This window comes from Asticcacaulis sp. W401b, from assembly GCF_046503825.1.
Lineage (GTDB): Bacteria > Pseudomonadota > Alphaproteobacteria > Caulobacterales > Caulobacteraceae > Asticcacaulis.
Window position 1 is genome coordinate 552,046 of sequence record NZ_JBKFEE010000002.1, and the last position, 13,365, is coordinate 565,410.

The 13,365-nt window shown below is 61.9% G+C and carries 16 protein-coding genes; 13 read left to right on the top strand and 3 right to left on the bottom strand.

Annotation, left to right across the window (positions count from 1 at the left end):
- Window positions 1–31: 31 nt before the first annotated feature.
- Window positions 32–1,135 carry a Rieske 2Fe-2S domain-containing protein gene (locus ACK8OE_RS07255; RefSeq protein WP_410271993.1) on the top strand — a complete coding sequence of 368 codons (1,104 nt, stop codon included), beginning with the start codon at window positions 32–34 and terminating at the stop codon, window positions 1,133–1,135.
- Between the two features lie 73 nt (window positions 1,136–1,208).
- Here ACK8OE_RS07255 and ACK8OE_RS07260 read toward each other — a convergent pair whose 3' ends face one another.
- Window positions 1,209–1,883: a TetR/AcrR family transcriptional regulator gene (locus ACK8OE_RS07260; RefSeq protein ID WP_410271994.1), complete on the bottom strand. Its 675-nt coding sequence runs from the start codon at window positions 1,881–1,883 to the stop codon at window positions 1,209–1,211.
- Window positions 1,884–2,322: 439 nt separating this feature from the next.
- Between ACK8OE_RS07260 and ACK8OE_RS07265 the strand changes: the two genes are divergently transcribed.
- Both ACK8OE_RS07265 and ACK8OE_RS07270 read left to right on the top strand, forming a co-directional pair.
- Entirely contained in the window at window positions 2,323–2,523 is a 201-nt protein-coding gene (locus ACK8OE_RS07265) for a twin transmembrane helix small protein (RefSeq protein ID WP_290799531.1), read from the top strand.
- 7 nt (window positions 2,524–2,530) lie between these two features.
- Window positions 2,531–3,100 carry a cob(I)yrinic acid a,c-diamide adenosyltransferase gene (locus tag ACK8OE_RS07270; RefSeq protein ID WP_410271995.1) on the top strand — a complete coding sequence of 190 codons (570 nt, stop codon included), beginning with the start codon at window positions 2,531–2,533 and terminating at the stop codon, window positions 3,098–3,100.
- A 263-nt stretch (window positions 3,101–3,363) separates the two neighbouring features.
- Here ACK8OE_RS07270 and ACK8OE_RS07275 read toward each other — a convergent pair whose 3' ends face one another.
- Complete coding sequence (locus tag ACK8OE_RS07275) at window positions 3,364–3,693, bottom strand: hypothetical protein (RefSeq protein ID WP_410271996.1); 330 nt, start codon at window positions 3,691–3,693, stop codon at window positions 3,364–3,366.
- Window positions 3,694–3,896: 203 nt separating this feature from the next.
- Between ACK8OE_RS07275 and ACK8OE_RS07280 the strand changes: the two genes are divergently transcribed.
- The 5 genes from ACK8OE_RS07280 to ACK8OE_RS07300 all read left to right on the top strand — a co-directional run bounded on the left by ACK8OE_RS07280 (window position 3,897) and on the right by ACK8OE_RS07300 (window position 8,411).
- Window positions 3,897–4,643 carry an electron transfer flavoprotein subunit beta/FixA family protein gene (locus ACK8OE_RS07280; RefSeq protein WP_410271997.1) on the top strand — a complete coding sequence of 249 codons (747 nt, stop codon included), beginning with the start codon at window positions 3,897–3,899 and terminating at the stop codon, window positions 4,641–4,643.
- Window positions 4,643–5,575: an electron transfer flavoprotein subunit alpha/FixB family protein gene (locus ACK8OE_RS07285; protein ID WP_410271998.1), complete on the top strand. Its 933-nt coding sequence runs from the start codon at window positions 4,643–4,645 to the stop codon at window positions 5,573–5,575. Before ACK8OE_RS07280 ends, ACK8OE_RS07285 begins: the two co-directional genes overlap by 1 nt.
- A gap of 316 nt (window positions 5,576–5,891) precedes the next feature.
- Window positions 5,892–6,770 (top strand): 3-hydroxybutyryl-CoA dehydrogenase, encoded by an 879-nt coding sequence (locus ACK8OE_RS07290; RefSeq protein WP_126421612.1) that lies wholly within the window; start codon window positions 5,892–5,894, stop codon window positions 6,768–6,770.
- A 7-nt stretch (window positions 6,771–6,777) separates the two neighbouring features.
- On the top strand, window positions 6,778–7,236 hold the full coding sequence (locus tag ACK8OE_RS07295; protein WP_410271999.1) for a hypothetical protein: 459 nt from the start codon (window positions 6,778–6,780) through the stop codon (window positions 7,234–7,236).
- Window positions 7,233–8,411 carry a DUF418 domain-containing protein gene (locus ACK8OE_RS07300; RefSeq protein ID WP_410272000.1) on the top strand — a complete coding sequence of 393 codons (1,179 nt, stop codon included), beginning with the start codon at window positions 7,233–7,235 and terminating at the stop codon, window positions 8,409–8,411. Before ACK8OE_RS07295 ends, ACK8OE_RS07300 begins: the two co-directional genes overlap by 4 nt.
- A gap of 31 nt (window positions 8,412–8,442) precedes the next feature.
- Here ACK8OE_RS07300 and ACK8OE_RS07305 read toward each other — a convergent pair whose 3' ends face one another.
- A complete protein-coding gene (locus ACK8OE_RS07305; RefSeq protein ID WP_410272001.1) occupies window positions 8,443–9,135 on the bottom strand; it encodes a TlpA family protein disulfide reductase in 693 nt (230 codons plus the stop codon).
- On the opposite strand from ACK8OE_RS07305, the gene argH reads away from it, so the two are divergent.
- From argH to ACK8OE_RS07330, 5 genes are all read left to right on the top strand, one after another.
- Window positions 9,134–10,543: an argininosuccinate lyase gene (gene argH, locus ACK8OE_RS07310; RefSeq protein ID WP_410272002.1), complete on the top strand. Its 1,410-nt coding sequence runs from the start codon at window positions 9,134–9,136 to the stop codon at window positions 10,541–10,543. The two genes, ACK8OE_RS07305 and argH, sit on opposite strands and share 2 nt — an antisense overlap.
- A complete protein-coding gene (locus ACK8OE_RS07315) occupies window positions 10,540–10,836 on the top strand; it encodes a hypothetical protein (RefSeq protein WP_290799541.1) in 297 nt (98 codons plus the stop codon). The genes argH and ACK8OE_RS07315 overlap by 4 nt, the downstream gene beginning before the upstream one ends.
- 105 nt (window positions 10,837–10,941) lie before the next feature.
- Complete coding sequence (gene lysA, locus ACK8OE_RS07320) at window positions 10,942–12,258, top strand: diaminopimelate decarboxylase (RefSeq protein WP_410272003.1); 1,317 nt, start codon at window positions 10,942–10,944, stop codon at window positions 12,256–12,258.
- Window positions 12,259–12,282: 24 nt separating this feature from the next.
- The gene (locus ACK8OE_RS07325) at window positions 12,283–12,819 is read left to right on the top strand and encodes a DUF4175 family protein (RefSeq protein WP_410272004.1); all 537 of its coding nucleotides are present in this window, start codon (window positions 12,283–12,285) and stop codon (window positions 12,817–12,819) included.
- 20 nt (window positions 12,820–12,839) lie between these two features.
- On the top strand, window positions 12,840–13,304 hold the full coding sequence (locus ACK8OE_RS07330; RefSeq protein ID WP_410272005.1) for a thermonuclease family protein: 465 nt from the start codon (window positions 12,840–12,842) through the stop codon (window positions 13,302–13,304).
- Window positions 13,305–13,365 lie beyond the last annotated feature (61 nt).

Here is a 13,365-nt window from a genome sequence, read left to right on the forward strand (position 1 = left end):
CTTTCCGCCCGTTTTGTGATATCGTTTGCCCATGCCTGATCAGTCCGCCCCGCCCATCGCCAAAGAACGTCTTGTCTTCGGGCAGGGCTTCCTCCGCGACGCCTGGTATTTTGCGGCACTGGCCGATGATCTGAAGCCCGGCAAGCTGCAACGCTACGAGATTTTGGGCGAGCCGGTGCTGCTGGCGCGCGACACGCAGGGCAAGGCCTATGCGATGCGCGACATCTGCCCGCACCGCGCCGCGCCCTTGTCCGCCGGCAAGATGATCCCTGACCCCCAGACCGGTCAGCCGGTGGTGCAGTGCCCCTATCACGGCTGGACGTTTGGTACGCATGGGGGCTGCACGGCGGTGCCCTCCCTGACCGCCGATCAGCCGATGGACGTCGAACGCATCCGGGTGCGATCCTACGCCGTTAAGGAACAACAGGGCATCGTCTGGATCTACATGACCGCCGATGCGCGACGCCCGACCGAGCCCGATCATGAGCCGCCCCTGCTGCCCGGTGTGGTCGGTGGCAAACCCATTATCGTTGAGAGCATGGATTTCGACAGCCACATCGACCACGCGGTGGTGGGGCTGATGGACCCGGCGCATGGCCCCTATGTGCATCAACAATGGTGGTGGCGCTCCTCCAAGAAGCAGCTCGAAAAGGCCAAGGCTTTTGAGCCGCGTGAGTTCGGCTTTGCGATGGTGCGCCACGCGCCGTCAAAAAATTCGCGCGCCTATCGTATTCTGGGCGGCGCCCCGGCGACCGAGATCACCTTCCGCCTGCCCGGCGTGCGTTATGAGCATATCGAGATCGGTGAGCGTCAGATTCTGGGCCTCACCTGTCTGACGCCGGTGCACGCCACCAGGACGCGCATCACGCAGATCTTCTGGTCGGATCACGCCATTTTCCGCGCCATTGCGCCGATATTCAAATACGGCACCCGAGCCTTCCTCAAGCAGGACGGCGACATGGTCAATCTGCAAAACGAAGGGCTGAGATACGATCCATCACTCCTGTGGATCGACGACGCCGACACACAGGCCAAGTGGTACCAGCAACTAAAAAAAGAGTGGATGGCGCACCGTTCCGAAGAACGCCCCTTCGCCAACCCGCTGAAACCCGCCACGCTGAAATGGACCAGTTGAGTCTCCATAGTTCCGAAATGAAAAAGCCGCCGGAGAGACCCCGGCGGCTTTTTCATGGGAGGAGAGAGTTGGCTTACGCCGCCTTCAGGCCGGACACGATCAGTTCGATCTGAAAGCGCAGACGCTCGCCCATCGAGACAAACGCCTGCCCGTCGCGATGAGCGCGGCGCAGGTTGGAGAAGGTGAGGTCTTCGATGATCTCAGCGCCGTGCTCGATGTCGGCCTGGGCCGGCAGTTCGTTTTCGCTTTGGGCGTGGCGCAGGGTTTCCAGAATCACCTGACGCGTCATGTCGGTGAGGCTGGCGATATCGGCCAGACCGGCATTGGCTTCGGCGTCGCTGGTCTGACCGCTCCAGTTCATCACGAAGGCCGACAGGATCAGGCGCGCATTGCCCTCTGCCGCTTCATAGGCCGCCATAAGCTGACGGTGCAGACGATCGGCCAGCGGGCGCGTCGTGTCGTGCGCGTCGATGGCTGCGGTGATGACGCGTGCGGTTTCTTCTTCGACGACCTTCACGAAGATCTCGTTCTTGTCGGCGAAGTTGGCGAAAACGGCACCCGTGGACAGGCCCGCTTCGCGCGCGATGTCGCGTAGGGTGGCCGCCTCATAGCCGCGCTCCCGGAACAGAGCTTTGGCGGAGGCAAGGATTTTGAGGCGGTTCAGTTCCTTGGAACGCGCGCGCGCGCCCAGAGGGAGTGCCGTCTCTTCCTGAGTGAGTTTGTCTTTCAGTTCATACGCCTGATACATGTTCATTTATCGAGCTGTGCTGAGGGCGGTGCGGGCCGCCGGATGGAACCTGTACCCATAAATGGGATAGGGTTTTAGGGAATTCAATGGGTTACGCGGTTTAATACCTATCGGGTCTGTAGGGCAAGCCCCAAAGGGCGTTAACGCAGGGAATTCGGTGAGAAACGCGTACCACACCCGTAGGGGTGAAGTCTGATGTATCCATAACGAGAATGATCGTTCATTCCGTCGTATACAGAACTTCATTACGCCGAAAAACAGGCAAAAAATAGACCTGACCTCTAAAAAAGTGTAACCCTGTAACATGAAGTGGCCTGTCCGGAGAATTCCTCGGGTGCGTTGTTTTAAACAACACGCATGACGATCTGGATTTTTTGGCGTTAACATGGTTGATACAGGCCGGTTATTTCCTCAAAGCCTGTTGCTGAGCGAGCCTGCGATGAGCACTTTTCTTCTGATTGCCGCCTTGCTGGCGATGTTTGCGGTCCTTGTCGTGCTGGGCATAGGCGTGTTCAGCCTCTATCGCGGTGGCCGGTTTGGCGAGCGCTGGTCGAACAAGCTGATGCAGTGGCGCGTCATGCTTCAGGCCGTGGCCATCGGCCTTCTGTGCCTGCTGGCCTGGTGGAAGGCGGGGCACTGAGCCGTCTATGGTCAAGATCAACAGGATTTACACGCGCACCGGCGATGACGGAACGACCGGTCTGGGCGACGGGGCGCGGCGACTGAAAACCGATGCACGCGTCGTGGCCATGGGCAGCGTCGATGAGGCCAATGCGGCGCTGGGCGTGGCGCGCCTGTTCGCGGACGGGGCGGTCGATGCCCTTCTGGCGCAGGTGCAGAACGATCTGTTCGATCTGGGGGCCGATCTGGCCGTCCCCGATGACGGTCAGCCCAAAAGCTGGACGCCGCTGCGGCTTGATGCGCAGCGCGTGGCGGCGCTGGAACAGGCGATAGATCGCTATAATGGCGAAATGGAACCCCTCAGTTCGTTCATTTTACCTGCCGGGTCGCCGTTAAGCGCGCATCTGCATCTGGCCCGCACGATTGCGCGACGGGCCGAGCGCGATTGTGTGGCGCTGACGCAGGTGGCGGATGAGGTGGTGAGCCCACCGGTGACGACCTATCTCAACCGGCTGTCGGACCTGCTGTTCGTGCTGGCGCGCCACGCCAATGAACAGGGCCGTGCCGATGTGCTGTGGGTGCCGGGCAAGGTCTAGGCTTTGGCCACGAAAAACACGAAAAGCACAAACTTCTTTGCGGGGATAGTCCGCATATAGAGCGAAATGACTTTAGGTGGAAACGCCATTTCGCTCTACATTTTTGTTTTGTCGCGATGTTTATGCGGAAAACCGCTCACACTTTTCCGCACATCGCTTTAGCGCGGTAACACTCAGTGTGTGGGAAGCGCCGTCAAGGCCCTTCGGGCACAAGCCGTCACACACACACGGTTCGTGATTTTCGTGTTTTTCGTGGCTAAACCCTACTTCGATGCAGCCGACGCGCTTGTCGAAGCTGACGAAGCCGCCGGCTGATCCACCGGCCTGGGCGAACCGTTAGACGCGCCTTTGGCGTCTTCGGTCGGCCACAGGATCTTTTGCGGCTCACCCGCCTTGCGTTTGGTCAAAAGCGGCAGATAGACCGGCGTTTTACACGCGCGGTACTTGTCCGACCACCAGCCGCCATTGGCCTCACACTTGCGGCGCGGCATTTCGTACAGCGCGCCATAGACCAGAATGCCGATGCTGGCCACTATGAAGACCCCCAGCGCGATTAACTTGACGCGAAGGATAAGATTTTTGTCGGTTTTCATACGGCAGGCTTCCGCAACGGCGCGATCAGTTGAGTGCCCGTTTCCATGCCTTCAAACCGCGCCTCAGGCAAGCGAAATGGTTGCCGTTGAGATCGGAAAGCCAATAAAATGCGCGGGTTTCCGCCACGACACCGATTGACTTTGAGGGGCAGCGGCGTCAGTAAACGTCATCGAATTATAGCTTGCTGCGAGGAAAGCTCACCATGAAGGTACTGGTACCCGTCAAGCGGGTGTTGGACTACAATGTCAAGGTCCGCGTCAAGTCTGACCAGACCGGCGTCGATCTGGCCAATGTCAAGATGGCCATGAACCCCTTTGACGAAATCGCCGTCGAAGAGGCGGTGCGCCTCAAGGAAAAGGGCACGGTGACCGAGATCGTCGCCGTCTCCATCGGCGTCGCGCAGTGCGAGGCGATCCTGCGCACGGCTCTGGCCATGGGTGCCGATCGCGGCCTCTTGATCGAAACCGATCAGGACCTTGAGCCGCTGGCCGTCGCCAAGGTGCTGAAGGCCGTAGTGGCTCAGGAAACGCCGGACATCGTCCTGATGGGCAAGCAGGCCATTGATGGCGACAACAACGCCACCGGTCAGATGCTGTCGGCCCTGCTCGACTGGCCGCAGGCGACTTTCGCTTCCAAGGTGGAGATCGCAGGTTCCGAAGCGCTCGTCACCCGCGAAGTCGATGGCGGTCTGCAAACGCTTGGCGTGCAGCTTCCGGCGGTCATCACGACCGATCTGCGCCTCAATGAGCCGCGCTACGCCTCTCTGCCCAACATCATGAAGGCCAAGAAGAAGCCGCTCGATACCAAGGCTCTGGCCGATTACGGCGTCGATGCGGCGGCGCGCCTGACGGTGGCCAAGGTCACTGAGCCGGCCAAGCGCTCGGCGGGTATCAAGGTCGATAGCGCCGATGCCCTTATCGCTAATCTCAAGACGGCAGGAGTTCTCTGATGGCGGTTCTGGTTATTGCCGATCACGACGGCGCGCACCTGCGCGACACGACGCTGAAGGTCATCACGGCGGCGCAAAAGCTGTCGGGGGATATCGACGTGCTGGTCTATGGCGAAGCGTCTGCCGTGGCCGCTCAGGCCGCTGCGGCGGCGGGCGTGCGCAAGGTGCTGACCGCTGAAAGCCCCGAGCTGAAGGCCGACATTGCTGAGGCCGTTTCGGCCCTGATCGTGTCGCTGGCCGGTGGCTATGACGCCATCGCCCTCCCGGCTACGGCTTCGGGCAAGAATGTCGCGCCGCGCATCGCTGCCGCGCTGGACGTTTCGATCATTTCCGACGTCATCGACGTAGTGGCGGGCGACACCTTCGTCCACCCCATCTATGCCGGCAATGCGCTGGAAACCGTTAAGACAGCGGACGCCAAAAAGGTGCTGACCGTGCGCCCGACGGCCTTTGCGCCGGTGGCGGCGACGGGCGGTTCGGCGACGGTCGAAGCTGTGGCCGTTCCGGCGGTGACGCTGAAGACGCGCTTTGTGTCGGACGAAAAGGTCGTCTCGGACCGTCCGGAACTGGGTGCGGCCAAGGTGGTGGTGTCCGGTGGCCGGGCGCTGGGGTCGGCCGATGAGTTCAAGGCCGTGCTGGAGCCTCTGGCCGACAAGCTGGGGGCCGCGGTCGGCGCCTCGCGCGCGGCGGTCGATGCGGGCTATGCCCCCAACGACTATCAGGTGGGGCAAACCGGTAAGGTCGTGGCCCCGGAGCTTTACATCGCTGTCGGTATTTCGGGCGCTATCCAGCACCTGGCCGGTATGAAGGACTCCAAGGTCATCGTCGCCATCAACAAGGACCCGGAAGCCCCGATCTTTCAGGTCGCCGATTTCGGTCTGGTCGAAGATTACAAGACCGCCGTCCCGGCTCTGCTCAAGGCGCTGGGTTAGAGGTGACAATTTAAGATTTAACGCGGCTATTTTCTCCTCCCTACGAAGTGGGGAGGTGGCAGCGAGCGAAGCGAAGCTGACGGAGGGGTATTACCGTCCGTAAGATACCCCTCCGCCTCGTAAACTCGGCACCTCCCCATTCAATGGGGAGGAGGAAGACCGTAAACGTTAAATCATCACCAGAGCCTAAACCATCGCCATTGTGCCCTTACCGTATCCCCGGCGTCTCAGCGCCGGGGATTTTTTATTGTAACCCTTGATTACCCGGTGGGGCGGTTTAAGCTCCTGCCCTAATAACAAGTACCGCGGGTTCAAAATGACAGAGATCAAAGTCGTCGGCGTTATCGGGGCAGGGCAGATGGGGTCGGGCATTGCGCAGGTGTGCGCGCAGGCAGGCTACGACGTCTTCCTCTACGATCAGCAGGCCGCCGCCATCGCCAAGGCGATCGAAAAGATCAACAAGGGCATCGCCCGGTCGGTCGAAAAGGGCGTCATCACGGCTGAGACAGGCGCGAATGCGGTCAAGCTGGTCAAGCCGGCGGCTATGGCCTCGGAACTGGCCGACTGCGATCTGGTCATCGAAGCGGCGACCGAAAACGAGGACATCAAGAAGGCCATCTTCCAATCGGTGTCCGAACACCTGAAACCCGAAGCCATTCTGGCGTCGAACACCTCGTCCATCTCGATCACGCGACTGGCCACGGCTTCGGATCGTCCGACGCGCTTTATCGGCCTGCACTTCATGAACCCGGTGCCGATCATGAAGCTGGTCGAAATCATCCGCGGCATCGCCACCGAGACCGACACCTATGAGGCGGCGGTGCGCTTTGCCGAAAGCCTCGACAAGATCACCGCCAATGCGCAGGACTATCCGGCCTTTATCGTCAACCGCATCCTGATCCCGATGATCAATGAGGCCATCTACACCCTGTACGAAGGGGTGGGGACGGTCGAAGCCATCGACACGGCCATGAAGCTGGGGGCCAATCACCCGATGGGGCCGCTGGAGCTGGGCGATTTTATCGGTCTGGATACGGTGCTGGCCATCATGAACGTGCTGTATGACGGCCTGTCGGATTCTAAATATCGCCCCTGCCCGCTGCTGGTGAAGTATGTTGAGGCCGGCTGGTATGGTCGTAAGACCGGGCGTGGCTTCTATGATTATCGCGGCGAAAAGCCCGTTCCGACAAGGTAGGTTGCGCGTGCTTACGGCCCGCCGCCCGCTGTTCCTGTGGTTTGGTCTGGCGCTGCTGGCGGCGTCGATCCTGCACGCCTGCGTGTGGTTCGCGGCGCGCGTCTTTGCGGCGCAGGGCCTGCTGGCCGCCAGTGAGGGCGCGCGTCAGATGGGCCTGTCCCTGTTCTGGATGGTGTGCGCGACGTCCCTGTGGCTCATTCAGGGGCCGAAGAACCGTCTGCACGCGGTTGGTCACGTGATCGGTTGCGCTTTCCTTGTCTGTTCGCTGGGATCGGTCATGGCCTTCAGCAACCTGACCCTCAGCCAGAATTTCGAACTGAGTGTCAGCAATCTGCTGGTCTTTACGCTGGTGGCCGTGCCGATGGTCGCCAGTCAGGTCCTGCTGGCCGTGCCGTCCGCCGTGCTGTTCCAACTGATCCTGCTCAGGAGCCCGCCGCAGGTCGCAGCCGAGGCCCCCGCCGCATGAGTGCCGAGCGCTATCCCGCCCTTGACTATATTCGCGGGTTCGCGCTGCTGGGCATATTGATCGTCAATGCCCCGGCCTTTGGCTGGCCGCTCGAAGTCTATATGAACCCGGCACGCGCGACGATCCCGTTGAGCGACGCCGACCGTCAGGCGTGGTGGGTCATCCATACCTTTTTCGAGTCGAAATGCCTGACCCTGTTTGCCATGCTGTTTGGCGTCAGCCTGTTTCTGGTCGGGCAAAAAGACGCTCCGACGACGCCGGTGACGCAGACCGTGCGCTTTCGGCGTCTGGTCTGGCTGGCCCTGATCGGCGTCGGCCACGGCGCGGCCATCTGGGTCGGCGATATCCTGCTGATGTATGCCCTGTGCGGCCTGTTCTATATCCTGACCATTCGCACGCCGCACCTGTTGCGCTGGGGGATTTTCGCCTGGGCCCTGGGCGGCCTTATGGTGGTGGGGGCCGGGTTTATCCTGAGCTTTGTGCCGCGGGAGCAACTGGGGGAGGCCCTCAGCGGCAGCGATGGCCTGAGCTTTGCCGAAACGATCCGCCTGATGCAGGGGACATTTGCCCAATCCCTGCACGCCAATTTCGTCATGTGGGCGATGAGCATATTCTCTCAGATCGCCGTCTTTGCGCCCAAGGTCATCGGTCTGATGATGATTGGACTGGGCCTGTTCAAGGTGGGCTATTTCGATCCGCGCCGCACCCTGTGGCACGTTGTGGCGATCATTTTGGGGGCGGGGGCGCTGAGCCTCATCGGCTGGCAGAACCTGATCATCCTGCGCGAAAACTTCCCGGAGCCTGAAATCTATGGCTCGCACCGCGCGGCGGCGGAATTCCTCAGTATCTTCGTCAGTCTCGGCTATGCCAGTGCCCTGATGCTGCTGAGCCGCCTGCCGGTGGCGAAGGGGGTGACGGCCCTGCTGAGCCCGGTGGGACGCATGGCCTTTACCAACTATCTCAGCCAGTCGCTGATCATGACGGCAATCTTCTATGGCGGGCGCGGGCTGGGCCTCTACGGGCAAGTGTCGCTGTCGCAGATGGTGCCAATCGTGGCCGCTATCTGGCTGTTTCAGATCTTGGTCAGCGCCCTGTGGCTGCGCGTATTCCGCTATGGCCCGTTTGAATGGGTGTGGCGCTGCCTGAGCCACGGCCGCTGGGTGGCCATTCGCTGAATTGCCTCCCTCGCTACGCAGGGGAGGAGCTTTACTTCGCCAGCGCGTCCAGCAGCGCCTTGACCTCCTGTGCGTCCCACTTGGCCTCACCGCCAAGGCGCGCCACTTCCTGACCGTTTTTATCGAGAATGATCGTCGTCGGCATTCCGACAATGCCCCATTTGCTCATTGGCTGAATTTCGGAGTCCATATAGACGGGCAGGCCGCCGCTGAGCTTCAGTTCCTTTTCAACCGCCGCCTTGTCCTCGGCCTTGTCGATGCTGAGCGGCAGGACCAGCACCTTTTGCGGGTCATAGCCCTTTTGCAGATTGGCCAGGGTCGGCATCTCGACCTTGCACGGCGCGCACCACGTCGCCCAGACGTTCAGCACCACCACGCGGCCTTTGAAATCCGACAGCTTGACCGTCTTGCCCTCGCCATCAAGGAAGCTGATGTCTTCGATGGGGCGCGGGGCGGCGTGGGTTTCCAGCTTGGCCAGCGCGCCGGTGGCGTAGGCCTTGAGCGGCCCTTCGGCCACCGGCCCGCTTTCGGCGGCGACCGTCCCGTCAGTCTCGGCTTGACGGAACAGCACCACAGCCGCTACGGAGACGGCGATTATCAGGACCAGCAGGCCCGCGACGATCAGGTTGAATTTCAGCTTGCGCGGCGGTCTGGTCCGCTCTGTCTGCGGGGCCTGCGCTTCGGCGTTCGCCGTGTCCGTGTTTTCGTCCAGAGGCTCATTCATGACCGATCCTTCGCAATCCCCCAATTCCGCCGGGCAGAAAATGTGGGGTGGACGATTCTCTGCCCAACCTGACGCCATTATGCAAGCCATCAACGTCTCGATCGAGGTTGACAAACGTTTGTGGGCGCAGGACATCGCCGGATCACGGGCCCACGCCGCCATGCTGGCCAAACAGGGCATCATCAGCGCCGAGGCGGCTGAGGAGATCGACGCCGGGCTGCAAACCATCATCGCTGAGATCGAAGCCGGGACCTTCCCCTTCCGCGCCGAATACGAAGACATCCATATGAATGTCGAGGCGCGTCTGCGTGAGCTGATCGGCGCGACGGCCGGCCGTCTGCACACGGCGCGCTCACGCAATGATCAGGTGGCGACCGACTTCCGCCTGTGGGTACGCGACCGTGTGGACTATACGATTGCGCAACTGCGTGACCTGCAAAAGGCGCTGGTGACGCGCGCCGAAGACTATGCGGACGCCCTGATGCCAGGCTTCACCCACCTGCAACCGGCGCAGCCCGTGACCTTTGGCCACCACCTGATGGCCTATGTCGAAATGTTCGGCCGTGACGCCACGCGCTTTGAAGACGCGCGCAAGCGTATGAACGAAAACCCGCTGGGCTCTGCCGCTCTGGCCGGGTCGCCGTTTCCTATCGACCGCCACATGACGGCGCAGGCGCTGGGCTTTGACCGCCCGACGGCCAACAGTCTGGACGGCGTCTCCGACCGCGATTTCGCGCTGGAGTCTTTGAGCCACGCCGCCATCTGCGCCGGGCACCTGTCGCGTCTGGCCGAAGAAATCGTCATCTGGACCACGCCGCAGTTCGGCTTCATCCGCCTGTCGGACGCCTTCTCGACCGGTTCTTCCATCATGCCGCAAAAGCGCAATCCCGACGCGGCTGAGTTGGTGCGCGCCAAGACGGGCCGCATCAACGGGGCGCTGATCGCGCTGACCACGGTGATGAAGGGCCTGCCTCTGGCCTATTCCAAGGACATGCAGGAAGACAAGCCGCCGGTGTTTGAGGCCTTTGAATCGCTCGATCTGGCGCTGGCGGCCATGACCGGCATGGTGCGCGACCTGAGTGCCAATCTGGAGCGCATGAAGGCGGCGGCCTCATCGGGCTTTTCGACAGCGACGGACCTGGCCGACTGGCTGGTGCGTACCCTCAACATGCCGTTTCGTGACGCGCACCATGTTACCGGCGCGGCGGTCAAGCTGGCAGAAGGGCAGGGTGTGGACCTTTCGCAACTGTCGCTCGCTGATCTGCAAAAACTGGAGGCGGGGATTACCGAAGACGTATATAGTGTCCTCACGCCCGAGGCCTCGGCGGCTTCGCGCCTGTCCTATGGGGGCACCTCGCCTGTGCGGGTGCGTGAACAGATCCAGCGTTGGAAGGAAATTTTGGCATGACCGCTACCGTATCGCGTTCGTTTGTGAAGGCCGCCCTGTTGCTGGCCGCGATTTCCGGTCTGGGTCTGACCGCCTGCGCTAAGAAGGGCGATCTGGAACGCGCGCCGCCTCTGTGGGGTAAACGCGCTCAGGAAGAGGTCGCGGCCAAAAAGAAGGCCGAGGCCGAGGGCAAGGCCACCGAGCGCGCCCTGCCGCGCAAGGAGTTCAAGAACGAAATGCCAGACCCCTATCAGCAGAACAGCAAGGTCGCCGACGCGCCGCTCGAAGGCACGGGCAACGCCCAGCGCCAGTAAAAAATCGCTCCTCCCTGTCGCGCAGCGATGGGGAGGGGGACCGCACGAGCCTTCAGGCGAGATGCGGTGGAGGGGGAATAGCCCCTCCGCTTAAAAGAGTTTCAAATGAACCATTTTGACATCCGTGACGGCGAGATGCACGCCGAGGGCGTATCCGTCCGCGAACTGGCTGAGCGCGTCGGCACGCCGCTCTATGTCTATTCGTCCGCCACCTTTGAGCGGCATTTTCAGGTTTTCTCTCAGGCCCTGTGGGCGCAGGACGCCCTGCAAAGCCCCAAGAACGAAGCCCCGCTGATCGCCTATGCGACCAAGGCCAATTCCAATCTGGCCGTGCTGCAAACGCTTGCCGAACAGGGGGCCGGGGCCGATACGGTGTCCGAGGGCGAAATCCGCAAGGCCCTGACCGCCGGTATTCCGCCGGAACGCATCGTCTTTTCGGGCGTGGGTAAGACCGACGAAGAAATGGCCTTCGCGCTGAAGACCGGCATCTATCAGCTCAATGTCGAATCGAAGCCCGAACTGGAACGCCTCAGCCACGTCGCGGGGTCTCTGGGCGTGGTGGCCCCGATCGTTATCCGCATAAATCCGGGCGTCGGTGCGGGCGGCCATGCCAAGATCACCACGGGCGGGGCCAAGGACAAGTTCGGCGTGTCGGCCCGCGAAGCCATCGCCCTCTATGCTCAGGCGGCCGCCGACCCCAACATCGCGCCAATGGGTATTGCCTGCCATATCGGCAGCCAGATCACCGACCTTGCCCCCATGCAGGCGGCCTTCTCGAAGATGAAGGGCTGGGTGCAGGAGCTACGGGCGGGTGGTCTGAGCGTCGAGCGCCTCGATCTGGGCGGCGGGCTGGGTGTGCCCTATTTCAATATGCCCGAACCGCCGTCTCCCGGAGATTTTGCGCAGATAGTGGCGCTGACGGTCGGCAATCTGGGGGTGCGCTATACCTTTGAGCCGGGTCGCCTGATCGCCGCCAATGCCGGGATACTGGTGTCGCGCGTCATCCATATCCATGAGCGCGAAGACTCAGGCCAGAAGTTCCTGGTCGTCGATGCGGCGATGAACGACCTGATCCGCCCCGCCATGTACGATGCCTATCACGACATCCGCCCGGTGACGGCGGGTCAGACCAACGAAACGGCCACCTACGATGTGGTGGGACCCGTTTGCGAAACCGGCGACACCTTTACGCGCGGCCGCGACATGCCGGCGCTGAAAGCCGGTGATCTGGTCGCCTTCATGTCGGCCGGGGCCTATGGGGCGGTGATGGGCAGCGAATATAATTCGCGGCCGCTCGCCCCTGAGGTGTTGGTGCGTGACACCAACTGGGCGGTGGTGCGTTCTCGTCCCTCCTATGAGGAGATGATGAACCGTGAGGTCTTGCCGGAATGGTTAAGACCGCATAGGGTACGCGCGGATTAAATCCGCACGTCTATGGGGGACGGCATGAAGCTGCAACGGACAAAACCCTTATCGAAGTTAAACCGGGCGCTGTTCTGGACGCACGTGGTGATGATCTGGGAGCAGATCCTGCCCGCCCTGACGCCGTTTCTGCTGCTGGCCGGTGCCATTGCCGTGGCCGCGCAGTGGGGGGTGTTTGCGGCCTTGAGCCCGCTGGGGCATCTGGGCGTTCTGGCGGCGGGTGTTGTGGTGGCCGCCATTGCGGCTGTGCTGAACCTGCGCGGCTTCAGACAGCCGAGCTTTACCGAGATCAATACACGACTGGCGCTCGACAATGGCGTGACGCCCGACGTGCTGATCGGCCTGCGCCACAAGACGAAGCAGCCCTCATTGAAGATCGGTAAGGCCAAGGCTGGTATGGCTAAGGGTGACCCGCTGGCTCTGCGCTATCTCATGCTTATTCTGTTTGGCTTCGGCTACCTGACGCAGGGGCCAGTGCCCCTGAGCCAGATCGCCTCGGCCTATATGCCCCTGTACAAGGGCGCGCCGATGGTGCTGGCGCAACTGGATGCCTCCCGCTGAGGCGGTGGGCCTGTCTGCTGATGCTGGCCGCGCTGGCGGCGTGTAAACCCGCGCCGTCTGCATCGCCGCAAGACCCCAAACCGGAAACTGTAACGCTTAGCGGCGAAGCCGAGGCCATAGACGGCGATTCCCTGCGCGTGGATGGCGTTGAGGTGCGCCTCGAAGGCGTCGATGCCTTTGAATATGATCAGCGCTGCGGGACCTTTGCCTGCGGGGAAGCCGCCAGTCAGCAACTGAAACGTCTGGTGGCCGGGGCCGAGGTGGTCTGCGAGCCGCAGGGCGACGACCGGTACGGGCGCATACTGGCCTTTTGCGCCGTCGAAGGCCGCGATCTGGGGGAAGCGCAGGTACGGGCCGGGCTGGCTCTGGCCTATCGCCGCTATTCCGACCGCTATGTCGCCGCCGAAGAGGCGGCCAAACGCGCTCGCACCGGAGCCTGGGCCTATGAGGTCAGGGCCCCGGAGGATTTCCGGCACAGTCAATAATCGCCCCACGAAAAGGAAATAGAGCCGTGGGAGCTGTGCTGTGCAAGGAAAATGGTCTCTG